Origin of the sequence: Aquipseudomonas guryensis (assembly GCF_014164785.1) — a bacterium.
GTDB classification, from domain to species: domain Bacteria; phylum Pseudomonadota; class Gammaproteobacteria; order Pseudomonadales; family Pseudomonadaceae; genus Aquipseudomonas; species Aquipseudomonas guryensis.
Window position 1 is genome coordinate 953,470 of record NZ_JACJFN010000001.1, and the last position, 22,547, is coordinate 976,016.

The 22,547-nt window shown below is 65.5% G+C and carries 21 protein-coding genes; 11 read left to right on the top strand and 10 right to left on the bottom strand.

Features of this window, described 5'->3' with window-relative positions; all coding sequences use genetic code 11:
- The first annotated feature begins 54 nt into the window (after positions 1 to 54).
- Together H3H45_RS04380 and aauR are read left to right on the top strand one after the other, a co-directional pair.
- Positions 55 to 1,941: a sensor histidine kinase gene (locus tag H3H45_RS04380; protein WP_182832501.1), complete on the top strand. Its 1,887-nt coding sequence runs from the start codon at positions 55 to 57 to the stop codon at positions 1,939 to 1,941.
- Positions 1,934 to 3,259 (top strand): two-component response regulator AauR, encoded by a 1,326-nt coding sequence (gene aauR, locus H3H45_RS04385; protein ID WP_182832502.1) that lies wholly within the window; start codon positions 1,934 to 1,936, stop codon positions 3,257 to 3,259. Before H3H45_RS04380 ends, aauR begins: the two co-directional genes overlap by 8 nt.
- A gap of 130 nt (positions 3,260 to 3,389) precedes the next feature.
- Here aauR and H3H45_RS04390 read toward each other — a convergent pair whose 3' ends face one another.
- Positions 3,390 to 4,304, bottom strand: coding sequence for a LysR substrate-binding domain-containing protein (locus H3H45_RS04390; RefSeq protein ID WP_182832503.1), 915 nt, complete (start codon positions 4,302 to 4,304; stop codon positions 3,390 to 3,392).
- Between the two features lie 337 nt (positions 4,305 to 4,641).
- On the opposite strand from H3H45_RS04390, the gene H3H45_RS04395 reads away from it, so the two are divergent.
- Positions 4,642 to 6,066 carry an aspartate ammonia-lyase gene (locus H3H45_RS04395; protein ID WP_182832504.1) on the top strand — a complete coding sequence of 475 codons (1,425 nt, stop codon included), beginning with the start codon at positions 4,642 to 4,644 and terminating at the stop codon, positions 6,064 to 6,066.
- A gap of 195 nt (positions 6,067 to 6,261) precedes the next feature.
- Here H3H45_RS04395 and H3H45_RS04400 read toward each other — a convergent pair whose 3' ends face one another.
- Positions 6,262 to 6,969 (bottom strand): hypothetical protein, encoded by a 708-nt coding sequence (locus H3H45_RS04400; RefSeq protein WP_182832505.1) that lies wholly within the window; start codon positions 6,967 to 6,969, stop codon positions 6,262 to 6,264.
- Between the two features lie 76 nt (positions 6,970 to 7,045).
- Positions 7,046 to 7,858, bottom strand: coding sequence for a helix-turn-helix domain-containing protein (locus tag H3H45_RS04405; protein ID WP_182832506.1), 813 nt, complete (start codon positions 7,856 to 7,858; stop codon positions 7,046 to 7,048).
- Between the two features lie 177 nt (positions 7,859 to 8,035).
- On the opposite strand from H3H45_RS04405, the gene H3H45_RS04410 reads away from it, so the two are divergent.
- The 3 genes from H3H45_RS04410 to H3H45_RS04420 all read left to right on the top strand — a co-directional run bounded on the left by H3H45_RS04410 (position 8,036) and on the right by H3H45_RS04420 (position 11,028).
- Complete coding sequence (locus H3H45_RS04410; RefSeq protein ID WP_182832507.1) at positions 8,036 to 9,481, top strand: alanine/glycine:cation symporter family protein; 1,446 nt, start codon at positions 8,036 to 8,038, stop codon at positions 9,479 to 9,481.
- A gap of 103 nt (positions 9,482 to 9,584) precedes the next feature.
- On the top strand, positions 9,585 to 10,031 hold the full coding sequence (locus H3H45_RS04415) for a GNAT family N-acetyltransferase (protein ID WP_182832508.1): 447 nt from the start codon (positions 9,585 to 9,587) through the stop codon (positions 10,029 to 10,031).
- Positions 10,032 to 10,035: 4 nt separating this feature from the next.
- Positions 10,036 to 11,028: an asparaginase gene (locus H3H45_RS04420; RefSeq protein ID WP_182832509.1), complete on the top strand. Its 993-nt coding sequence runs from the start codon at positions 10,036 to 10,038 to the stop codon at positions 11,026 to 11,028.
- Between the two features lie 62 nt (positions 11,029 to 11,090).
- Here the strand turns inward: H3H45_RS04420 and glsB are convergent, their stop codons facing one another.
- Positions 11,091 to 12,014: a glutaminase B gene (glsB, locus tag H3H45_RS04425; RefSeq protein ID WP_182832510.1), complete on the bottom strand. Its 924-nt coding sequence runs from the start codon at positions 12,012 to 12,014 to the stop codon at positions 11,091 to 11,093.
- A 206-nt stretch (positions 12,015 to 12,220) separates the two neighbouring features.
- On the opposite strand from glsB, the gene H3H45_RS04430 reads away from it, so the two are divergent.
- The 3 genes from H3H45_RS04430 to H3H45_RS04440 all read left to right on the top strand — a co-directional run bounded on the left by H3H45_RS04430 (position 12,221) and on the right by H3H45_RS04440 (position 14,901).
- Positions 12,221 to 13,249, top strand: a complete 1,029-nt coding sequence (locus tag H3H45_RS04430; protein WP_182832511.1) for a histone deacetylase family protein — start codon at positions 12,221 to 12,223, stop codon at positions 13,247 to 13,249.
- Positions 13,250 to 13,273: 24 nt separating this feature from the next.
- Positions 13,274 to 14,377 (top strand): polyamine ABC transporter substrate-binding protein, encoded by a 1,104-nt coding sequence (locus tag H3H45_RS04435; protein WP_182832512.1) that lies wholly within the window; start codon positions 13,274 to 13,276, stop codon positions 14,375 to 14,377.
- A 182-nt stretch (positions 14,378 to 14,559) separates the two neighbouring features.
- On the top strand, positions 14,560 to 14,901 hold the full coding sequence (locus H3H45_RS04440; protein ID WP_182832513.1) for a hypothetical protein: 342 nt from the start codon (positions 14,560 to 14,562) through the stop codon (positions 14,899 to 14,901).
- Positions 14,902 to 14,911: 10 nt separating this feature from the next.
- On the opposite strand, the gene H3H45_RS04445 is transcribed toward H3H45_RS04440, so the two are convergent.
- Positions 14,912 to 15,949 carry a threonine aldolase family protein gene (locus H3H45_RS04445; RefSeq protein WP_182832514.1) on the bottom strand — a complete coding sequence of 346 codons (1,038 nt, stop codon included), beginning with the start codon at positions 15,947 to 15,949 and terminating at the stop codon, positions 14,912 to 14,914.
- A 388-nt stretch (positions 15,950 to 16,337) separates the two neighbouring features.
- Here H3H45_RS04445 and H3H45_RS04450 point away from each other — a divergent pair, with 388 nt between their 5' ends.
- A complete protein-coding gene (locus H3H45_RS04450; RefSeq protein WP_182832515.1) occupies positions 16,338 to 16,553 on the top strand; it encodes a DUF1127 domain-containing protein in 216 nt (71 codons plus the stop codon).
- Between the two features lie 74 nt (positions 16,554 to 16,627).
- On the opposite strand, the gene H3H45_RS04455 is transcribed toward H3H45_RS04450, so the two are convergent.
- The 4 genes from H3H45_RS04455 to H3H45_RS04470 are packed head-to-tail and all read right to left on the bottom strand — an operon-like array spanning position 16,628 to position 21,171.
- A complete protein-coding gene (locus H3H45_RS04455; RefSeq protein WP_182832516.1) occupies positions 16,628 to 16,930 on the bottom strand; it encodes a P-II family nitrogen regulator in 303 nt (100 codons plus the stop codon).
- Position 16,931: 1 nt separating this feature from the next.
- Positions 16,932 to 17,867: a sodium-dependent bicarbonate transport family permease gene (locus H3H45_RS04460; RefSeq protein WP_182832517.1), complete on the bottom strand. Its 936-nt coding sequence runs from the start codon at positions 17,865 to 17,867 to the stop codon at positions 16,932 to 16,934.
- A gap of 53 nt (positions 17,868 to 17,920) precedes the next feature.
- A complete protein-coding gene (oadA, locus tag H3H45_RS04465) occupies positions 17,921 to 19,744 on the bottom strand; it encodes a sodium-extruding oxaloacetate decarboxylase subunit alpha (protein ID WP_182832518.1) in 1,824 nt (607 codons plus the stop codon).
- Between the two features lie 11 nt (positions 19,745 to 19,755).
- Positions 19,756 to 21,171, bottom strand: a complete 1,416-nt coding sequence (locus H3H45_RS04470) for an acetyl-CoA carboxylase biotin carboxylase subunit (protein WP_182832519.1) — start codon at positions 21,169 to 21,171, stop codon at positions 19,756 to 19,758.
- A gap of 188 nt (positions 21,172 to 21,359) precedes the next feature.
- On the opposite strand from H3H45_RS04470, the gene H3H45_RS04475 reads away from it, so the two are divergent.
- Positions 21,360 to 22,310 carry a LysR family transcriptional regulator gene (locus H3H45_RS04475; RefSeq protein ID WP_182832520.1) on the top strand — a complete coding sequence of 317 codons (951 nt, stop codon included), beginning with the start codon at positions 21,360 to 21,362 and terminating at the stop codon, positions 22,308 to 22,310.
- Here H3H45_RS04475 and H3H45_RS04480 read toward each other — a convergent pair.
- The gene (locus tag H3H45_RS04480; protein WP_182832521.1) at positions 22,264 to 22,479 is read right to left on the bottom strand and encodes a PA3496 family putative envelope integrity protein; all 216 of its coding nucleotides are present in this window, start codon (positions 22,477 to 22,479) and stop codon (positions 22,264 to 22,266) included. The two genes, H3H45_RS04475 and H3H45_RS04480, sit on opposite strands and share 47 nt — an antisense overlap.
- Positions 22,480 to 22,547 lie beyond the last annotated feature (68 nt).

The window sequence follows — 22,547 nt, forward strand, 5'->3', positions numbered from 1 at the left end:
GGGCGCCCGGGGTTCCGGCCCTGGGCGCCAACTGGCCAGCCCCGGACGACTGTGATGCAATGTCTCTCCCCCAGCGTCCGCGCCCTGCCGCCCGCCCTCATGGTCAAACCACGCCTGTTCCGCCAACTGCTGCTGACCCTGCTGGCGCTCCTGCTGATCGGCACCTGCGGCTACGCCGGCTATCGCCTCAGCGAAGCCAGCGGCATCCAGACCCTGACCGGTAACGGCGAACGCCAGCTCGAGCTCAACGCCCGCGCGGTAGAGAGTGAGATCAACCGCTACACCTACCTGCCCAGCCTGCTGGAGCTGGAAAGCGCCGTCAGCCGCCTGCTGCTGACCCCTGCCAGCCAGCACCGCCAGCGTCTCAACGATTACCTGGAAGGCCTCAACCGCCGCAGCGGCAGCCTGGCCACCTATGTGCTGGACCTCGACGGCCGGGTAGTCGCCAGCAGCAACTGGAACCAGGCGGATAGTTACCTGGGCGAAGACCTGTCCTTCCGCGCCTATTTCCAGGACGCCGTGCGCGGCCGCCCGGGGCGCTTCTACGGCATCGGCAGCACCACCGGCGAACCCGGCTACTACCTGGCCCACGGCCTGCGCGGCAACGGTCGAGTGATCGGCGTAGCAGTGGTCAAAGTGCGCCTGGATGCCCTGGAGAAGCGCTGGGCCGACGCGCGCGTGGAGGCCTATGTCAGCGACGAGAACGGCATCATCATCCTCGCCAGCGACCCGGCGCGCCGGCTCAAGGCCGTGCATCCCCTGGACGACGCCACCCGCGAGCGCCTGGCGCGCAGCCTGCAGTACCACTGGGCAGCCCTGGAGGAACTGCAGCCGCTGGCGCGCCGCGAGCTCGGTCATGGCCTCGAGGAAGTGCGCCTGCTGGCCGCCGACGGTCAGCCGCGCGACTACCTGCGGCAGAGCCGGCCGCTGGCCGACAGCCCCTGGCACCTGACCCTGCTCACCCCGCTGGCCGAACAGCGCCGCGCCGCCAGCAGCCACGCCATGCTCGCCGCCGTGGCCTGCGCCCTGTTGTTGCTCCTGGCCCTGGCGCTGAACCAGCGGCGCAAGGTGATTGCCACCCGCCTGGCCGCGCGCGAGGCGCTGGAGCGGGCCAACAGCGAGCTGGAACGCAAGATCGCCGAACGCACCGCCGACCTGCAGGCCAGCAACACCCGCCTGCAGGACGAAGTACGCGAGCGCCAGCAGACCGAGGCCACCCTGCGCCAGGCCCAGGACGGTCTGGTGCAGGCCGGCAAGCTGGCGGTGATCGGACAGATGTCGACCAGCATCGCCCACGAATTGAACCAGCCGCTGGCGGCGCTGCGCACCCTGTCGGCGAATGCCGCGCGCTTTCTCGAACGTGGCGCGCTAGATACCGCCGGCAGCAACCTGCAGGCGATCGGCGAGCTGGTCGACCGCATGGGCCGCATCACCGCCAGCCTGCGCGCCTTCGCCCGGCGCTCCGACGACCGCGGCCAGGCCAGCCTGGAGCAGGCGGTGGACGCCGCGCTGTTCCTCCTGCACAGCCGCATCGAGCAGGAGCGGCCGAGCTTGCAGCGGCAGTTCGCCGAGGCGCGCCTGGCCATCGACCAGACCCGCCTGGAGCAGATCCTGGTCAACCTGATCAGCAACGCCCTCGACGCCCTGCGCGAGCAGCCACGCCGCGAACTGTGGCTGAGCGGCGCGGTCGAGGGCGACAGCTACCAGCTGGAGGTACGCGACAGCGGCGCCGGCATCGCCCCGGACGTGCGCGCCCACCTGTTCGAGCCGTTCTTCACCACCAAACCCGGCGAGAAGGGCCTAGGCCTCGGCCTGACCCTGTCCGCCAGCCTGGCCGCGGCCGCCGGCGGCAGCCTGGCTGTGCGCCACCCGGAGGAAGGCGGCAGCGCCTTTATCCTCAGCCTGCCGACCCTGCGCGAGGGAAATCACCGCCATGACTGAAACGCTGAGCGTCCTGATCGTCGAAGACGACCCCCACGTGCTGCTCGGCTGCCAGCAGGCCCTGCAGCTGGAGGATATCGCCAGCATCGGCGTGGGCAGCGCCGAGGAAGCGCTGGCACGGGTCGGCGCGGATTTCCCCGGCATCGTGGTCAGCGATATCCGCCTGCCCGGCAAAGACGGCCTGACCCTGCTCGGCGAGCTCAAGCAGCGCGACCCGAGCCTGCCGGTGGTGCTGATCACCGGCCACGGCGACATCGGCATGGCGGTCGGCGCCATGCGCGACGGCGCCTACGACTTCATCGAGAAACCCTTCTCGCCCGAGCGCCTGGTCGAGGTGGTACGCCGCGCGTTGGAGCAACGCAGCCTGGCCCGTGAGGTCAGCGCCCTGCGCCGCCAGCTGACCGGGCGCCAGGCCCTGGAGCAGCGCCTGATCGGCCGCTCGCCGGCCATCCAGCAACTGCGCGAGCTGATCGCCAATGTCGCCGACACCGGCGCCAACGTGATCATCGAAGGCGAGACCGGCACCGGCAAGGAGCTGGTGGCGCGTTGCCTGCACGACTTCAGCCGGCGCCATAGCAAGCAGTTCGTCGCCCTCAACTGCGGCGGCCTGCCGGAGAGTCTGTTCGAGAGCGAGATCTTCGGCCACGAGGCGCATGCCTTCACCGGCGCCAGCAAACGGCGGATCGGCAAGATCGAACATGCCGACGGCGGCAGCCTGTTCCTCGACGAGATCGAGAGCATGCCGCTGGCCCTGCAGATCAAGCTGCTGCGCGTGCTGCAGGAGCACAGCCTGGAGCGCCTCGGCTCGAACCAGCCAATTGCCGTGGATTGCCGAGTGATCGCCGCGACCAAGGCCGACCTGAACGAGCTGGGCAAGCGCGGCGAGTTCCGCAGCGACCTCTACTACCGGCTCAACGTGGTGACCCTGGAGCTGCCGCCGCTGCGCGACAGGCGCGAGGACATCCTGCTGCTGTTCGAGCACTTCCTGCAGCTCGCCGCCCTGCGCTTCGACCGTGCCTCGCCGGTGCTCGACCGCAGCACCAGCGCCGCTCTGCTGGCCCACGACTGGCCAGGCAACGTGCGCGAGCTGCGCAACGTCGCCGAGCGCTTCGCCCTAGGTCTGCCGGTGTTCAAAGGCAGCGGCGCGGCACCGGACGGCCACGAACCGAGCTTCGCCGAGGCGGTGGAAGTGTTCGAGCGCAACCTGCTCGGCACCACCCTGGAACGCCACGCCGGCAACCTCAGCCAGGCCGCCCAGGCCCTGGGCATGGCCAAGACCACGCTGTTCGACAAGGTGAAAAAGTACGGGCTGCAATAGCTCGACCCAGTGCAGCGCTATCGCAAGCAACCGGGACGCGTTGTGCAGAGCCCCCGGATTGCATCCGGGCTACGCCACGACAAGCCCCAGAGCGGAGCTGGGTAGGCTGTCGCGGCGAGCGTAGGCTGCGTCAGCCATCCACGCCGACACCCACGCCTTCCTTGAGTTTGCGCCAGAGTAAACGCACCGCCGCCTTGCGCGACAGCTCGCAGCGGTACAGGCGGATCTCCAGCGGCACCTGCCAGTGTTCGCCGCCGCAAATGGCCAGCTCGCCGCGCGCCAGTTCGGCGGTCACCGACAGGCGTGGCACCCAGGCCACGCCCAGGCCCTGCATGGCCATGCTCTTCAGGCTGTCGGCCATCGCCGTTTCGTACACCGTACTGGAGCGCAGGGCACGCTGGCGCAGCAACAGGTTAACCGAGCGACCAAGGAAGGCGCCGGCGCTGTAGGCCAGCAGCGGCACACTCTGCCCGCTGTCGAGGTCGAACAGCGGCACGCCGGCTTCGTCCACCGCGCATACCGGCAGCATCGAGGTGGCGCCCAGGTGCAGCGAGGGGAAAATTTCCGGCGCCAGCTGCAGCGCCGCATCCGGGTCGTAGTAGGCAAGGATCAGGTCGCAGGCGCCCTCGCGCAGGGCGTGGATCGCCTCGCCGACGTTGCTGGCCACCAGCCGCGTGTTCAGCGGCAAGCCCTCGCGGCGCAGGCGGGCGATCCACTCCGGGAAGAAGCCCAGGGTCAGCGAGTGCGCGGCGGCGATCTGTAGCACTTCGCCCTGCTGGCCTTCGACGTTGTGCAGGTGGCGCACCACCTCGCCCAGTTGTTCGACCATGCTGCGCGCGGTGACCAGGAACAGCTGGCCGGATTCGGTCAGTTCCACCGGCGTGCGCGAGCGGTTGACCAGGGTCAGCCCCAACGCCGCCTCCAGGCTGCGGATGCGCCTACTGAAGGCTGGCTGGGTGACGAAGCGCTTTTCCGCGGCCTGGGAAAAACTGCGGGTGGCGGCCAGGGTGACGAAGTCCTCCAGCCACTTGGTTTCCAGGTTCATCGAATCTCCGTAGCCCGGATGCAATCCGGGAAATGTTTCGATAGCTCCCACGCTCTGCGTGGGAGCTGCACGCCCGTGACGCTCCGCGTCACTCCGGCGCGGAGCGCCTGAGGCTGCATTCCCACGCGGAGCGTGAGAACGATCACATCCGGGCTACGCATTTTCACCCCAGGCAGTCGTTTGAAATTATGCACGCGCGACATTCACCCTAGGTCACCGCGACATTATGCCGATTGTGCATACCATAGCGTTTAACAGCATTAGCCGACAAACGGACTCAGGCCTAGTCTATTGGGCATCGCGGCAATCGCCGTATCTACCAGAGATAAATCTCATCATGTCCGCTGCTGCATCCACCCGCGTCGAAAAAGACCTGCTCGGCAAACTGGAAGTCCCCGCCGATGCCTATTACGGCATCCAGACCCTGCGTGCTGTGCAGAATTTTCGTCTTTCCGGTGTACCGCTGTCGCATTACCCGAAACTGGTAGTCGCCCTGGCCATGGTCAAGCAGGCCGCCGCCGACGCCAACCGCGAGCTGGGCCACCTGTCCGCCGCCAAGCACACCGCCATCAGCACCGCCTGTGCGCGCATCATCCAGGGCGAGTTCCACGAGCAGTTCGTGGTCGACATGATCCAGGGCGGCGCCGGCACCTCGACCAACATGAACGCCAACGAGGTGATCGCCAACATCGCCCTGGAAGCCATGGGCCACGAGAAGGGCGAGTACCAGTACCTGCACCCGAACAACGACGTGAACATGGCGCAGTCGACCAACGACGCCTACCCCACCGCCATCCGCGTCGGCCTGCTGCTCGGCCATGACTACCTGCTCACCGCGCTGGACAAGCTGATCCAGTCGTTCGCCGCCAAGGGCCTGGAGTTCGGCCACATCCTCAAGATGGGCCGCACCCAGCTGCAGGACGCTGTGCCGATGACCCTCGGCCAGGAATTCCGCGCCTTCGCCGTGACCCTCGGCGAAGACCTGCAACACCTGAAGATGCTTGCCCCAGCATTGCTCACCGAGGTCAACCTGGGCGGCACCGCGATCGGCACCGGGATCAACGCCGACCCGGCCTACCAGCACCTGGCCGTCGAGCGCCTGGCGATCATCAGTGGCCACCCGGTCAAGCCGGCCGCCGACCTGATCGAAGCCACCTCGGACATGGGTGCCTTCGTGCTGTTCTCCGGCATGCTCAAGCGCACCGCGGTCAAGCTGTCGAAGATCTGCAACGACCTGCGCCTGCTCTCCAGCGGCCCGCGTACCGGCATCAATGAAATCAACCTGCCGGCGCGCCAGCCGGGCAGCTCGATCATGCCGGGCAAGGTCAATCCGGTGATTCCGGAAGCGGTCAACCAGGTGGCCTTCGAAGTGATCGGCAACGACCTGGCCCTGACCATCGCCGCCGAAGGTGGCCAACTGCAGCTGAACGTGATGGAGCCGCTGATCGCCTACAAGATCCTCGACTCGATCCGCCTGCTGACCCGCTCCATGGATATGCTGCGTGAGCTGTGCATCGACGGCATCACCGCCAACGAAGCGCATTGCCGCCAGCTGATGGAAAACTCCATTGGCCTGGTCACCGCGCTGAACCCCTACATCGGCTACGAGAACGCCACGCGCATCGCCAAAGTCGCTCTGGAAAGCGGGCGCGGCGTGCTGGAACTGGTGCGCGAGGAGAAGTTGCTGGACGACGCCACCCTGGCCGACATCCTGCGCCCCGAGAACATGATCGCCCCGCGCCTGGTGCCGCTGAAAGCCTGAGTATTCGCTGCAAACATCGACCGAGAGGCTCCCTCGCCTCTTGCCCTCAGGGATGGCTCCGGCCATCCCTTTTTTTGTCCGCGGAAAAGTACTGCGTCCAGATGACGTAGCCCGGATGCAATCCGGGGGAAGCAGGCGGCTCCAAGTCCCGGATTGCATCCGGGCTACGCGCGATGCCGCGCGCACCTAGCCAACTCACTGCACCAAGCACTCACCCTCTTCAAGAGTTTCCAGCAGGCGCTCGCGATACTGCGATTCACCGTCGAATACCGCGACCGGCTCCTTCTGCGCGTAGGGTTCGAGGAAATCGAGGGTGACCATCAGCTTGAACACCTGGTAGCGCTTGCGCGACTGGCGAAAGCCAGGGCAGTCGGGGAAGTGATCGCGCACGACGGCGGACTCCTCCTCGCAGTTGGCGTCGTCCTCGTGCTCCTCGTAACGCTCCGTACCTTGCCGATAACTCCTGCGGCCACAATCCAGACGCTGCACGCTCTTGCTGCAGAAACCGGCAGCGCTACAACTCTCATGACCAGTGTGCTCACTGGTTTCCGCCTGCACTTCGCGCCAGCGGGCCTGGATGTCGTAGGCCAGGCCACTGTCCACGCTGTCGATGAAGAAGGAGTTGCCGGCATAGTCCCCGGCCGTTACCCAGGCACTGAAGCCGGACGTAGCGTCATGCAGCTTGAGCCGACCGATCAACCAGGGGTCCGGGGCAAACTGCAGACGCATGTGCCCCTGCTTGAGCACCACCTCATCCGTCAGCTGCAGCGGCTGGCTGTTCTCGGTGAACAGGTAGCCCTTGCCCGAGAGACTGCTGCAACCGGCCAGGGCCAGGCCGACCAACAAAGTAGCGCTGAGCCGCAGGATCGCCCGCGGCGTCCTGGCTGCGAGAAGGTGGTGCAAGTGGTATCGCTCCGTGATGATCATGGCGGGCTTGGGTCGCCGTTCGACCTCGGCCGCTGCAATAGATTCGCCGAGCCTACTCGATCTCGAACAGGCCGTTTTTCAGCGGTTCCACCGTCAGCCGCTGGCGGATGTCGGCATCGATGCGCGGGTCGTCCGGGCGGTACAGACCGATCTGCCGGTAGGCGTTGACCCGGTTGATCTCCGCCCCCATAAACTCCCAGACCACCCGGGTGCAGGCCGGGTTGCGCCCGTCGGCGCTGGAGACGCCGGTCTTCAAACCGTTGAGGCGGGTGATGCGACTCTTGAAGCTGGGAATGAGGATGGTCTGGCTCATCTCGTTGACGGTCAGTGACTCGTAGTCCAGCAGGAACAGCCGGTCCTGCAGGGCGAAGGCCGCGCCCAGGTAACGGCAGCGCACCCAGTCCTCGGCCTCGCCGGCCCGCGTGCGCTCCTGGCGTTCCTGACGCTCGAACAGGAAGGTGCCGCGCTCCTCGCGCAGGTGCACCAGCGACAGCAGGATGAAGCCCGGTACCGACATGCAGTTGGAGTATTCGAAGTAGTAGCCGCAGTAGCGACTGAGGTTGCCGGCGTTGTCGCGCAGCGGCTGCAGCAACTCCAGCAACGGATCGCCTTCGCTGGCCTTGCCTGGCGTGGTGCCACGGGCACCGATCAGGCGGGCGAACTGCTCCGGCGGCTGGCCCAGCTCGTATTCCTCGACCCCGAAGAAGTCGCAGATGCGCTTGAGATTGTAGGGCGTCGGGCGGCTCTGGCCGTTGAGGTATTTGTTGAACTGGGCGCGATTGATCGCCAGCTTGCGGCAAACCTCGGCAATCGAGCGGTAGTGGCTGCACAGCAGCTTGAGGTTGTCGCCGAGATGTTCCGCCATGGCGCCCCTCCTGATGATGAGATTGCGGGTGATGCGAGTGACGCGATTCTAGCATCAACTCGCGTCAATTCGCCGCGACCCGCGAAATTGCCTCGGCGCCGCCCTTGGCCAACCATGCCGGGGCCGCACGGTGGCGCGGCCTCGCCCATCCAGAACAACAAGAGAGACAACCTCATCATGCTCGATCTTCTTAACGACCTGCTCTGGAGCAAGGTCCTCATCGTCGCCCTGGTCGGTCTCGGCCTGTACTTCACCATCGCCTCGCGTTTCGTCCAATTCCGTTACTTCAGCGACATGTTCAGCATCTTCGCCGAAGCCTTCCAGCGCCAGCCGGGCCAGCTCAGCTCGTTCCAGGCGCTGATGCTCTCCGTAGCCGGCCGCGTCGGTGCCGGCAACATCGCCGGTGTGGCGGTGGCGATCATGCTCGGCGGCCCAGGCGCCGTGTTCTGGATGTGGCTGGTGGCGCTGGTCGGCATGGCCACCAGCTATTTCGAATGCTCCCTGGCGCAGCTGTACAAGCGCCGCGAGGCCGACGGCACCTACCGTGGCGGCCCGGCCTTCTACATCCTGCATGGCCTGGGTCAGCGCTGGCTGGCAGTGATCTTCTCGATCCTGCTGCTGGTGACCTTCGGCTTCGGCTTCAACGCCGTACAGTCCTACACCGTGGCCACCTCGCTGCACGACACCTTCGGCGTGCCCACCTGGGCCAGCGGCCTGGCACTGGTCGGGGTGATCGGCCTGATCATCTTCGGCGGCATCAAGCGCATCGCCAGCATGGCTGACGTGCTGGTACCGATCATGGCGTTCTCCTACATCGGCATGGCGCTGGTGGTGATCGGCATGAACGTCAGCGAAGTACCGGCGGTACTGACCCTGATCGTCAAGAGCGCCTTCGGCCTGGAGCCGGCCTTCGCCGGTGGTATCGGCGCGGCCATCCTGATGGGCGTGAAGCGCGGCCTGTTCTCCAACGAAGCGGGTCTGGGCAGTGCGCCGAACGTCGCCGCCGTGGCCGAGGTCAAGCACCCGGCCGCCCAGGGCATCGTGCAGTCGCTCAGCGTGTTCATCGACACCATCCTGGTGTGCACCAGCACCGCGCTGATCATCCTGCTCTCCGGCGTCTACCAGCCGGGCAGCGAGATGGCCGGTGTCGTGCTGACCCAGAACGCGCTGGCCGCCGAAGTCGGCGAGTGGGGCCGCATCTTCGTCAGCACCGCCCTGCTGCTCTTCGTCTTCACCACCCTGGTGTACAACTACTACCTGGGTGAGAACGCCCTGGGCTTCTTCAGCAGCAAGCGTGCCCTGCTGCAGGTCTATCGCGTGCTGGTCATCGCCCTGGTGATGTGGGGCTCGATGCAGGACCTGTCGACCGTGTTCGGCTTCGCTGACGTGACCATGGGCCTGCTGGCACTGGTCAACCTGGCCGCCGTGACCCTGCTGTTCAAGACCGGCCTGCGCCTGATGCGCGACTACGACAACCAGCGCAAGGCTGGCGTGCAGTCGCCGGTACTGGATCCGAAGGCCTATGCCGACCTCGACCTGGACCCGGCCGCCTGGCCGAGCAAGGCCAAGAGCGAAAGCGCCGACGCCCGCGCCGAGCTGGCTCACACCGCGCACCAGCGCTGAGTCTGCGCACTCAAGGATGAGGGGGCTTAGGCCCCCTTTTTCTTGCCCAATCGCCGCCGTTTCGCCGTTACACTCGGGCGAAACCCCGCGCAAGGAGCCGCCGATGTCTCTGCAAATCCGCCCCGTCACCGCCGCCGATCACGCCGCCTGGCTGCCGCTGTGGCAGGGTTACCAGCGCTTCTACCAGGCCGAGATTCCAGCCGAGGTCAGCGCCGTGACCTGGCAGCGCTTCCTCGACCCGAGCGAGCCGATGCACGCCGCGCTGGCCTGGCAGGACGACGTAGCCATCGGCCTGGTGCACTGGATCTTCCACCGCTCCTGCTGGACGGTCGGTGACTACTGCTACCTGCAGGACCTGTTCGTCGCCGAAGGCGTGCGCGGCGGTGGTCATGGCCGCGCGCTGATCGAGCATGTGTATGCCGCCGCCCAGGCTGCCGGCGCCAGCCGCGTGCACTGGCTGACCCAGGAAGACAACGCCCAGGCGCGCCTGCTCTACGACCGGATCGCCAGCCGCTCCGGCTTTATCCAATACCGTCACTTGTTTGGTTGACCCCATGAATCCGACCCAAAAGCTGCTGGTGCTGTATACCGGCGGCACCATCGGCATGCAGATGAGCGCCGCCGGGCTGGCCCCGGCCTCGGGCTTCGAAGCACGCTTGCGCGCCGAACAGGCCGCCCACCCCGAACGCCCGGCACCGGCCTGGCAGTTCGCCGAGCTGCTGCCGCCGCTGGACAGCGCCAACATGACCCAGGCCAACTGGCTGGCCATGCGCGACGCCATCGTCCGCGCGGTGGACGAGGACGGCTGTGATGCCGTGCTGCTGCTGCACGGCACCGACACCCTGGCTTACAGCGCGGCGGCGCTGAGCTTTCTACTGCTCGGCATGGATGTGCCGGTGCTGCTGACCGGCTCGATGCAACCGGCCGGCGCGCCCGGCAGCGATGCCTGGCCGAACCTGTTCGGCGCCCTGGCCCTGCTCGCCGACGGTGTAGCGCCTGGCGTGCACCTGTATTTCAACGGCCAGCTGCTGCACGGCGCGCGCGCCAGCAAGCTGAAGAGCGAGGCCTTCGACGCCTTCCAGGACACCCGCCGGCCGCGCCACGGCCAGGCCGTCGACGCACTGCCGAGCGCCCTGCACTACCGCCAGCCGCGCCGCCCGGTGGCGCTGGCCGTGCAACCGCTGTTCCCCGGCCTGAGCGCCACGCAAATGCGTGCGCTGCTGGCCAGCGGCGCCGAGGCGCTGCTGCTGGAATGCTATGGCAGCGGCACCGGGCCGTCGGACAATCCCGAGATTCTCGCCGCGCTGCGCGAAGCGCATGCCCGCGGCGTGGTGCTGGCAGCGATCAGCCAGTGCGCCCAGGGCCATGTCGAATTCGGCGTATATGCCGCCGGCAGCGCCCTGGCGCAGACCGGCCTGGTCAGCGGCGGCGGCATGAGCCGCGAGGCGGCGCTGGGCAAGTTGTTCAGCCTGCTCGGTGCCGGTCTGCCCCAGGCCGAGGTGGAGCGCCTGTTCGCCCTCGACTTGTGCGGCGAGCTGGCCGAGTAAGCACAAGGCGTCAGACCCACTGCGAACCGTCCCCTCTCCCGTTTACGGGAGAGGGGCGGCACTCAGCGATTCAGCGGTGAAAACACCGACCCGCCGATCCGCTCGCTAAGCAGCTCCAGCGCCGCCATGCCAGCCAGCGAGTTGCCGGCCGGGTTCAGTTCCGGCGACCACACACACACGCTGAAGCGCCCCGGCACCACCGCGACGATGCCGCCACCAACCCCGCTCTTGCCCGGCAGGCCGACGCGGTAGGCGAAGTTGCCGGCCTCGTCGTACAAGCCGCTGGTGGCCATGATCGCGTTGACCTGCTGGGTCTGCCGCGGCGTCAGCAGTTGTTCGCCGCTGTGTGTGCACAACCCCTGGTTGGCCAGGAAACCGCAGGCGCGCGCCAGGTCGACACAGTTCATCGCCAGCGCGCAGTGGTGGAAATAGCTGCGCAGCACCGTCTCGACATCGTTGTGGAAATTGCCGAAGGCCTGCATCAGGTAGGCCGCCGCGGCGTTGCGCGCGCGGTGCTGGTACTCCGACTCGGCCACCTTCATGTCCGCCACCACATGGGCATTGCCGGACAGGCGGCGGGCGAAGTCGCGCATCGACAGTGCCGGGGCGGCGAAGCGCGACTGGTTGATATCGCAGATCACCAAAGCGCCGGCATTGATGAACGGGTTGCGCGGCCGGCCGCGCTCGAACTCCAGCTGTACCAGGGAATTGAACGGCTGGCCGGAGGGCTCGTGGCCGAGGCGCTGCCAGATGTCCTCACCGGAATGCTGGATCGCCTGGACCAGGCTGAACACCTTGGAAATGCTCTGGATGGAGAACGCCGTGGTGGCGTCACCGGCGGTGTGCAGGCTGCCATCGACGCCATACACGGCGATGCCCAGCTGGTTGGCCGGCACCTCGGCCAGCGCCGGAATGTAGTCGGCGACCTGGCCCTGGCCGAGCAGCGGTCGTACCTGATCCAGAATCTCGTTCAACAACGCCTGCATGCTCGACCTCTTGCCTGTACGGGTGCCGAAATAGACGCCCGCCGGCCACGCGCAATCACAGTGCCGGGCTGGCCGTGGCCAACCCGTGGTGGCCACGCTCACCGCCACAATGGCCGGAATTATCCCTTTGTTGGCCGGGGTTATCGTTCTCCCGGCTCGGCCACGGCGCCAACAATGCGCCCAGCAAGCACGAGGAGAATCACAAGATGCTGACCATCTACAGCGACGACCACCGCCTGCACCACGCCCAGGGCGAGATGGTCGGCGGCGAATTCCAGCCCTGCTTCGAGATGCCGGCGCGCGCCGACCATGTGCTGGCCCGCGTGCAGGCGCAGCAGCTCGGCGAAATCCGCGCACCGCAGGATTTCGGCCTGGCGCCGATCGCGCGCATCCACAGCGCCGATTACCTGGAGTTCCTGCAAAAGGCCTGGGCCGGCTGGGCCGCCCAGGGCAACAGCGCCGACTTCCTGCCCGGCGTGTTCCCGGCCCGGCATATGCGCGCCAAGCGCCCGGACGATCTCTACGGCCAGTATGGGTTCCACAGCTTCGACTGCTTCGCGCCAATCACCGCCGGCACCTGGCAGGCCGTCTACACCTCGGCCCAGGTCGCCCTCACTGCCCAGCGCGAAGTCGCCACCGGCGCGCGCAGTGCCTTTGCCCTGTGCCGTCCGCCGGGCCACCACGCCAGCAGCGATGTGATGGGCGGTTACTGCTACCTGAACAACGTGGCCATCGCCGCCCAGGCCTTTCTCGACCAGGGCGCTGCGCGGGTGGCTATCCTCGATGTCGACTACCACCACGGCAACGGCACCCAGTCGATCTTCTATGAGCGCGCCGACGTGTTCGTCGCCAATATCCACGGCAGCCCGAGCTTCGAGTACCCGCACTTTCTCGGCTATGCCGACGAGACCGGCGCGGGTGCCGGCGAAGGCTACAACCTCAACCTGCCACTGGCAGCCGGCAGCGCCTGGGATGTCTGGGGCGCGGCCCTGGATAGCGCCTGCCAACGCATCGCCGACTACGCGCCCGACGTGGTGTTGGTGTCGCTCGGCGTCGACACCTACAAGGACGATCCGATCTCCAGCTTCAAGCTCGACAGCCCGGATTACCTGCGCATGGGCCAACGCATCGCCGCGCTCGGCAAACCAACCTTGTTCGTCATGGAAGGGGGTTATGCGGTGGCAGAAATCGGTATCAACGCGGTCAACGTACTCGAAGGTTTCCAGGGCGCCTGAGGCGCCATCAATGAGGAGAACAAGATGAACAAACTCCAGCAACTGATCGGTGCCACCCTCTGCGGCAGCGCTCTGCTGACCGGCGCGGTGCAGGCGGCAGAACAGCGCGAACTGCGCGTGTACAACTGGGCCGACTACATGCTGCCGTCGGTGCCCAAGGAGTTTCAGCAGAAGACCGGCATCCAGCTGACCTGGGATACCTACGAGTCCAACGAAGCCCTCGAAGCCAAGCTACTGGCCGGTAACTCCGGCTATGACCTGGTGGTGCCGAGCAACACCTTCCTCGACACCCAGATCAAGGCCGGCGTCTACCAGAAACTGGACAAGGCCAAGCTACCCAACTGGCAGAACCTCGACCCCGGCCTGCTCAAGCTGATGAGCGCCAACGACCCCGGCAACCAGTACGCAGTGCCCTACATGTACGGCACCGTGCTGATTGGCTTCAACCCGGCCAAGGTCAAGGCCGTGCTCGGCGAGAACGCGCCAGTGGACAGCTGGGACCTGATCTTCAAGGAAGAGAACATCAGCAAGCTCAAGCAGTGCGGCGTGGCCATGCTCGACTCGCCCGGCGACATCCTGCCGATCGCCCTGCACCACCTGGGCCTGGACCCGAACAGCGCGCAGCCCGACGACTATGACAAGGCCGCCGAACTGATGCTGAAGATCCGTCCCTATGTCGCCTACTTCCACTCGGCCAAGTACATGACCGACATCGCCAACGGCGACATCTGCGTGGCCATCGGCTACTCGGGCAGCTTCTACCAGTTCGCCAACCGCGCCAAGGAAGCCGGCAACGGCGTGGTGGTCGACTGGCGCCTGCCCAAGGAAGGCGCGCCGCTGTGGTACGACTCCTTCGCCATCCCGAACAGCGCGAAGAACGTCGCCGAGGCGCATGAATTCCTCAACAACCTGCTCGACCCGAAAGTGGTGGCGCCGATCAGCGACTTCCTCGGCTACCCCAACCCCAACCTGGCCGCCACGCCACTGGTCGGTGCCGAAATTCGCGACAACCCCAACCTGACCCCGACCGCCGAAGCGCAGAAGACCCTCTACGTGCTGCAACCGCTGCCGCAGAAGATCGAGCGCGTGCGCACTCGCACCTGGAGCAAGATCAAGACGGGTAACTGAGCCGCGACTCAACAGTTGAAATAGAACCGGCCTCAGGGCCGGTTCTGCATTTCGACCTGCAGCTTATCGGCAAGCTCGGCAGTCGTTGGACAAGCCCGATAGCGGCTGCTTAGGTGAACAATCAGGAACGCCGCCGGCCGGCCATGGCTCTGGCGTCCTCTGCCGACTCTAGGAGCCATCCGATGAAAAGCCTGTTGCTCGCCGCCCTACTCGTCACCAGCACGGTGGCCAATGCCGCCAACCTGCCCGCCTTCAACGTCACCTGCCCGACCGATATCAGCGTGCGCGCCGAGGCCGGTGGCCCGGTGTATATCAACGACCAGCAGGCCACCCTGCACAAGTTCAGCGAGCAGTACTTCGAGGCCAAGGGCGAAGGCATGACCGTCTCCGTCAGCCTCACTGCCAGTGGCACGCCAACGGTGTCCTACACCGGCAAGCAGGGCGCCAATGGCATCTGCGAGGAAACGCAGGAAGACCCGGCAGCAGAAACCGCGCAGCCAACCCAGCCAGACGAGCAGCAGTAAGCCGCGATGCTCAGGCCATGGCCCGGCGAATATCCGCCGCCAACTCGCGCACCCGCGCCTCCTCGGTATCCCAGCTGCACATAAAGCGCGCGCCACCGGCACCGATGAAGGTGTAGAAGCGCCAGCCCCATGCGCGCAGGCGCTCGATGGCCGGCTCGCTGAGCTGCAGGAATACGCCGTTGGCCTGCACCGGGAACATCAGGCTGACGCCCGGCACATCCGCCACCAGCTCGGCCAGCAGGCGTGCGCAGCAGTTGGCGTGGTGGGCGTAGCGCAACCAGGCGTCGTCCTGCAGCAGGCCAACCCAGGGGGCGGATAGGTAGCGCATCTTCGAGGCCAGCTGGCCAGCCTGCTTGCAGCGGTAATCGAAGTCTTCGGCCAGGGCCTTGTTGAAGAACAGGATGGCCTCGCCGACCGCCATGCCGTTCTTGGTGCCGCCGAAGCACAGCACGTCGACGCCGGCCTGCCAGGTCAGCTCGGCCGGACTGCAACCGAGGAAGGCACAGGCGTTGGAGAAGCGCGCGCCGTCCATGTGCAGGTTGAGGCCGAGTTCCTTGCACACCTGGCTGATCGCCCGCACTTCATCCGGGCTGTAGACGGTGCCGACCTCGGTGGCCTGGGTCAGGGTCACCACCCGCGGTTTCGGGTAGTGAATGTCCTGGCGCTTGAGCGCCACTTCGCGGATCGAATCGGGCGTCAGCTTGCCCTGTTCGGTACGCGCGGTGAGTAGCTTGGAACCATTGGAAAAGAACTCCGGCGCACCGCACTCGTCGGTCTCGACGTGGGCGGTCTCCGAGCAGATCACGCTGTGGTAGCTCTGGCACAGGCTGGACAGCGCCAGGGAGTTGGCCGCCGTGCCGTTGAAGGCGAAGAACACTTCGCAATCGGTCTCGAACAGCTGACGGAACTGATCGGCGGCGCGTGCCGTCCACTGGTCCTCGCCGTAGGCACGCTGATGGCCCTGGTTGGCCTCGGCCATGGCGGCCCAGGCTTCCGGACAGATGCCGGAATAGTTGTCGCTGGCGAATTGTTGGGTCTGGTCAGGCATGACGATTTCCTTGCTGAACATACGGGCACAAGCATGGAACAAGACGCGACCTTATGCCGAAACGCCACACCCATGCCCGGGTAAAAACACAACGTCAGCCGGCAATAACAGATCGAATGAATACTGGGCAGCGGAAAAACTGTACCTGCATGAATCTATCGCAAGGCCCATCATCGACAGATAAAAGTCCTGTATTAAGGCAGCGCCCCAGATTTTTCACTTATGACCAGTACAGTTGCGTACACAGGACCGGAACAGTTACCAAGCCGACTAACGAATAGCCCTGCAATTTAATCCAGCTGTGCCTACAAAATCGACCATTTAGTCAGGAAAATACTTACCAGACGAACACACTCTCACCCCGCCACAAGCGGAAGGAAGCACCACCATGGAACGTACCCTCAGTTCCGACTCGCTCTTTCAAGACAGCTCCTCGACTGTACGTGGCAACCTGCCGCTGCAGATCATTGCCACGCTGCTGCTGTGGAAACGCCGCATCATCAGCCGCCACCAGCTGGCCCGCCTGGATGAACGCCTGCTGGCCGACGCCGGCATCAGCCTGTATGAGCGCCAGGCCGAGATCAGCAAGCCATTCTGGCGCTGAGTCTGCCCGCTACGAACAAAGGGGAGCCTAGGCTCCCCTTTTTCTTGCTCATGCGAATTGCCCTGCAACGGCTGCTAGAACTTCTCCGGGCGCAGCACCTGCACATCGGACAGATAGCAGACCATCGCGTAGTTGGCGTAATAGCGCTGCTGCAGGTGCTCGGCGATGCGCTCGGCCAGCTCGCGCGCACAGATCACCTCCAGGCGGATGTTGCCTTCGGTGTCCCAACCGGCGCTGCGCACACCGCGGCCGCCACGGCCACGCGCATCAGAAATGGTCCAGCCCGGCGCGCCGAGCGTTTCCAGGTCGGCCAGCAACTTCTTCTCCAGCGCCGCTTCGCCGATCACGGTGAGCAGGGTGCGAGTATGTACGTTCATTTCAAAGCCCCCAGGCGATCAACTGTTCGGCCAGCGCCAGATAGAGCGGTATGCCGACCAGGATATTGAACGGGAAGGTAATGCCCAGCGAAGCCGTCAGTGACAGCGAGGGATTGGCCTCGGGCAGTGCCAGACGCAGAGCGGCCGGCACGGCGATATAGGACGCCGAGGCGGCCAGGGTGGCGAGCATCGCCGTGCCGCCCAGGCTCAGGTCCATGCCCCGCGCCAGCAAGGCGCCAATCAGCGCGCCGAGCAACGGCATGAGCAGGGCGAAGGTCGCCAGGCGCAGGCCGAACTGCTTCAGCGCACCCAGCTGGCCGGATGCGATCAGGCCCATCTCCAGCAGGAAGAACGCCAGCACTGGCTTGAACATGCTGGTGTACAGGGGCTCCAGCGGCTTGATCGCTTCTTTGCCGGCGATGGCACCGATCACCAGGCCGCCGAGCAGCAGCATGATGCTCTTGCCGAGGAAGATCTCGCGGCCCAGCTCTCTCCAGTCGGTGCCGCGGCTAACGCCCTTGGCTAGCACGATGCCGACCAGAATCGCCGGAATCTCCAGGATCGCCACGAACAGCGGCATGTAGCTCTCGAAGTAGATCTCGCGCGACACCAGATAAGCCACCACCACGGCGAAGGTACCCGCGCTCACCGAACCATAATGCGCCGCCACCGCCGCCGCGTTGACCCGGTCGAAGCGCAGCCCGCGCAACAGGACGAAGGCCAGCAACGGCAAGCCGACACCCAGCCCCAGTACCAGCCCAGCCTGGCCCAACAGCTGCAGGCTGGCCTGTTCGGCCAACTCCACGCCGCCATGCAGACCAATGGCCAGGAGCAGGATGATCGACAGCGTCTCGTACAACGCCGCCGGTAACTTCAGCTCACTCTTCAAAAGCCCGGCGACCAGGCCGAAGACGAAGAACAGCACCACCGGATCCACCTCACACCTCCTTTCTGCAGACAAAAAAAGGGGCGCTTACGCGCCCCTGGGACTCAACCTTCGATCTCTACCAACACTTCACCGGGGGTAACCCGATCCCCCTTGGCCACGTGGATGGTTTTCACCGTACCGGCGATCGGCGCCTGCACTTCGGTTTCCATCTTCATCGCCTCGGTAATCAGTACGGCCTGGCCGGCTTTCACCTGATCGCCCTCTTTAACCAGCACGTCGACGATATTGCCCGGCATGGTGGTGGACACATCGCCCGGCGCGCTGGCCTGCTTGCGCTTGCTGCCGCCACCGCCGACGAAGTCGTTGAGCGGCTCGAACACCACCTCTTCGGGCATGCCGTCGATCGACAGGTAGAAGTGGCGCTTGCCGTCGCCCTTCACGCCGACGCCGGTGATGTCGACGCGGTAGCTCTCGCCGTGCACATCGATGATGAACTCGGTCGGCACGCCTTCGCCGCCCACCGCCGCGACACCGCCGGCTTCCGGAATCGGCAGCAGCACTTCCGGGGTCAGGGTGCCGGCAGCGCGCTCCTCGAGGAACTTGCGGCCGATGTCGGGGAACATCGCATAGGTCAGCACGTCTTCCTCGGACTTGGCCAGGGCGCCGACTTCGGCACGCAGCTTGGCCAGCTCCGGCGGGATCAGGTCGGCGGGGCGCACATCAATGACGTCCTCGCTGCCGATCGCCTGCTTGCGCAGTTGCTCGTTGATCTTGCCCGGCGCCAGGCCGTAACGCCCCTGCAGGTAGAGCTTCACCTCGTTGGTGATGGTCTTGTAGCGCTCGCCGGCCAGCACGTTGAACACCGCCTGGGTGCCGACGATCTGCGAGGTCGGCGTCACCAGCGGCGGGAAGCCGAGGTCTTCGCGCACTCGCGGGATCTCGGCGAACACTTCGTTGATGCGGTTAAGTGCGCCCTGTTCTTTCAGCTGGTTGGCCAAGTTGGACATCATCCCGCCCGGCACCTGGTTGACCTGCACGCGGGTGTCCACGGCGGTGAACTCGCTTTCGAACTGGTGGTACTTCTTGCGCACGGCGTGGAAGTACATGCCGATCTCCTGGATCAGCGACAGGTCCAGACCGGTATCGTATTCGCTGCCACGCAGGGCGGCGACCATCGACTCGGTGCCCGGATGGCTGGTGCCCCAGGCGAAGCTGGAGATGGCGGTGTCGATATGGTCGGCACCGGCTTCAATCGCCTTGAGCTGACACATCGAGCCCATGCCGGCGGTGTCGTGGCTATGGATGAATACCGGCAGGTCGACTGCGGCCTTCAGCGCCTTGACCAGCTCGGCGGTAGCGAACGGGGTGAGCAGCCCGGCCATGTCCTTGATCGCGATGGAGTCGATGCCCATCGCCTGCATGGCCTTGGCCTGGGCGACGAACGCCTCGACCGTGTGCACCGGGCTGGTGGTGTAGCTGATGGTGCCCTGGGCGTGCTTGCCGGCGGCCTTCACCGCCTCAATGGAGACGCGCAGGTTACGCACGTCGTTCATCGCGTCGAAGATGCGGAACACGTCGATGCCGTTGACCGCGGCCTTGGCCACGAAGGCCCGCACCACGTCGTCGCTGTAGTGGCGGTAACCGAGCAGGTTCTGCCCGCGCAGGAGCATCTGCAGGCGGGTGTTGGGCAGCGCGGCCTTGAGCTTGCGCAGGCGCTCCCAGGGGTCTTCCTTGAGGAAGCGCACGCAGGCGTCGAAGGTCGCGCCGCCCCAGACTTCCAGCGACCAGTAGCCGACTTTGTCGAGCTTGTCGCAGATCGGCAGCATGTCTTCGGTGCGCATCCGGGTGGCGATGATCGACTGGTGGGCGTCGCGCAGGATGGTGTCGGTAACGGTGATCTTTTTAGTAACTGGGGTCTTAGCCATGGTTCAGTTCCTCACAGGCCGGCGTGGGCGGCGATGGCGGCAGCGATGGCCAGGGCCAGCTCGTCCGGTTTGCGCTTGATCGAATAGTTGGTCAGTTCCGGGTGAGCTTCGACGAAACTGGTGTTGAACTGGCCGCTGCGGAACTCAGGGTTGCGCAGGATTTCCTGGTAGTAGGCGGCGGTGGTCTTCACCCCCTGCAGGCGCATGTCGTCCAGCGCGCGCAGGCCGCGGTCCATTGCCTCTTCCCAGGTCAGTGCCCAGACGATCAGCTTGAGGCACATGGAGTCGTAGTACGGCGGAATGGTGTAGCCGGTGTAGATCGCCGTATCGGTGCGCACGCCAGGGCCGCCGGGGGCGTAGTAGCGGGTGATCTTGCCGAATGAGGGCAGGAAGTTGTTCTTCGGGTCTTCGGCGTTGATGCGGAACTGCAGGGCGAAGCCGCGGTACTGGATGTCTTCCTGCTTGATCGACAGCTCCAGGCCCGAGGCGATGCGGATCTGCTCGCGGACGATGTCGATGCCGGTGATTTCCTCGGTGATGGTGTGTTCCACCTGCACCCGGGTGTTCATCTCCATGAAGTACACCTCGCCCTCGGCGAGCAGGAACTCCACGGTACCGGCGTTCTCGTAGCCCACTGCCTTGGCCGCGCGCACGGCCAGGTCGCCGATATAGGCGCGCTGCTCGGGGGTCAGCTGCGGGCTGGGGGCGATCTCGATCAGCTTCTGGTTGCGCCGCTGGATCGAGCAGTCGCGTTCGTACAGGTGCACAGTGTTGCCGAAGCTGTCGGCGAGGATCTGCGCCTCGATGTGCTTGGGGTTAACGATGCATTTTTCCAGAAAGACTTCGGCGCGGCCGAACGCCTTGGTCGCCTCGGAGATCACCCGTGGGTAGGCCTGTTCCAGCTCCTCACGGCTGTTGCAGCGACGGATACCACGCCCGCCGCCACCGTTGGTGGCCTTGAGCATCACCGGGTAGCCAATGCGGTCGCCTTCGCGCAGGGCTTCGTCGATATCCGCCACGTTGCCCTCGGTACCGGGCGTGCAGGGCACGCCGGCGGCGATCATGCTGCGCCGTGCCTCGGTCTTGTCACCCATGCGGCGGATCACTTCGGCAGACGGACCGATGAACTTGATCCCGCGTTCGGCACAGATATCGGCCAGCTCGGCGTTCTCGGAAAGGAAGCCGTAGCCCGGATGGAGGGCGTCGCAGCCGGTCTCCACCGCCAGGTTCACCAGCTTGCGCGGGTTGAGGTAGCCGGCCAGCGGGTCGTCACCGATGCTGTGGGCTTCGTCGGCGCGCTTGACGTGCAGCGCCATGCGATCCGCTTCGGAGTAGACCGCCACCGAGCGGATGCCCATCTCGGCGCAGGCGCGCACGATACGGACGGCAATCTCGCCACGGTTGGCTATGAGGATTTTCTTGATCACGAGCCTGGTTCCTCGATCACGTGAGCAAACGGCCGCTGCAGAGCGGTCGACGGGTGACCGTACGCCTTGTAGCGGTCTTGGCTTTACCCTACGCCGGCACGCCGATTAACCAAAATCAATATTTGTTGGGTTAGTCATTAGCAAAGACTTATAGTTGAACGCATCAACCTTTCTGGCGAACCACAGCAATGCGTAAGTCGCTGATGCGCATGACATTTCGACAGCTGCAGATTTTTCGGGCAGTTTGCGAAAGCCGTTCCTACAGCCGCGCAGCCGAGGAAATGGCCCTCACCCAGCCGGCCGTGAGCCTGCAGATTCGCCAACTGGAAGAGCTGATCGACCAGCCGCTGTTCGACTACGTGGCCAAAAAGCTCTACCTGACGCCGGCCGCCGAGGCGCTGCTGAAAGCCAGCGAAGACGTCTTCGGCCGCCTGGAGAGCCTCGACATGCAGCTCTCCGACCTGCAGGGCTCGCTGCAGGGCCAGCTCAGCCTGGCGGTCGAGTCCAGCGCCAAGTACCTGGTGCCGCACCTGTTCGCCGCCTTCCGCGCCCAGCACCCGGAAGTCAGCCTGCAGCTGGTGGTGGTCAACCATGCCATGGCGGTCAGACGCCTGTCGGCGAGCCGCGACGACCTGCTGATCATGTCGCAGGTACCCAGCGAGCTGGCGCTGGATTTCTTTCCGTTCTTCAACAACCCGATCGTTGCCGTGGCGCCGCCGACGCATCCCCTGTGTTCAGTGGAGCGCCTGCGCCTGAGCGATCTCAGTGAGTTCCCCCTGCTGGTGCGCGAGCCTGGCTCGGGCACGCGCAAAGCCTGCGAGGAATACTGCCACCAGAAGCGCGCGCACTTCGCCCAGTTGATCGAGATCGGCTCCAGCGAATCCCAGGTGGAAGCGGTGATCGCCGGCCTCGGCCTGGCCCTGCTGCCGCGTCACGCGGTGCGCCTGGAACTGGCCGCCGGCCTATTGCGCGAGCTGCCAGTGGAAGAATTGCCGCTGCTGCGCAGCTGGTGTGTGGTGCACAACCGTGGCAAACGCCTGTCACCGGTGGCGCAGGCGTTTCTCGACTTTATCCGCGTCGAGCGCCTGCAGATCAGCGCCCTGGGCGAGCGCTTCGCGGCTGCGCCGACTGCAGCGTAGTCAGGTAGTTGGCGGCGATCAGCTCGGGAAAATCGGCGACCTCCTGGCTGAGGCGGCGCTGCTCCGAATAATCCTCGATCGCCCGGCGAAACTGCATGCGGCGCAGGTCTTCCTGCTGGCGACGGGTGCGGCTGGCGGAATGTTGCTGGTCAGCGTGATGGCGGGACATGGCACGACTCCAGTGCGGATGCGGAGAGCATCAGCATGCGGGGGAGCCATGACGGTTTGCCGACAGGA